At 60.9% G+C, this 458-nt stretch carries 1 protein-coding gene; it reads right to left on the bottom strand.

The window, feature by feature from the left end:
• Positions 1–31: 31 nt before the first annotated feature.
• Complete coding sequence (locus tag M3666_RS16370) at positions 32–421, bottom strand: hypothetical protein (RefSeq protein WP_251155811.1); 390 nt, start codon at positions 419–421, stop codon at positions 32–34.
• Positions 422–458: the final 37 nt, after the last annotated feature.

The raw sequence follows: 458 nt of genomic DNA, 5'->3' as shown, positions 1-458 counted from the left end.
CCCGACAACAATAACCCTATCGATTCCTAGGTTATTCCTCACGCGCCCGAGCCACGTCGCGCGCACGGTTGCGGATGCGGGCCGCCCATTTGCGAGCAAAAGCCGCGCGCTTTTCGGGATTGCACACGGTACCCGGCTGTTGCGCTATGCCTTCGAGATAGCAAGCGAGCGCGGATACGCGGAACTCTGCATTGGAGTCGCCGCGATGCGTGCGCGCGATATGCTTTCGGTGCGAACGGATGATAGCCAACAGGTTATCACACGCGTGCACGCCGTCCGCGCGTCGCGGTTTCGGTTCCGCGTGCTGATTCACGCACGCATCGATATCAACACGGGCGCGCGGCATGAATCCGGCCGCCCAGCCCGGAATGGGTGCCTTACGTTGTCGCCAATATTCGGCGTGAATTCCGGTCAGGTTCATATACACCCTTTATTTGGCGATGGCCGCCTGTCGGCTC

This window comes from Curtobacterium sp. ODYSSEY 48 V2 (assembly GCF_023712625.1).
Taxonomy (GTDB): Bacteria; Actinomycetota; Actinomycetes; order Actinomycetales; family Microbacteriaceae; genus Curtobacterium.
Note: the sequence above shows the minus strand (reverse complement) of the source record. Positions and strands in the feature narration are given on the sequence as shown.

What these genes read in the sequence shown, in the direction of transcription:
- M3666_RS16370 (WP_251155811.1), bottom strand. Translation starts at nt 421, where the DNA reads ATGAACCTGACCGGAATTCACGCCGAATATTGGCGACAACGTAAGGCA.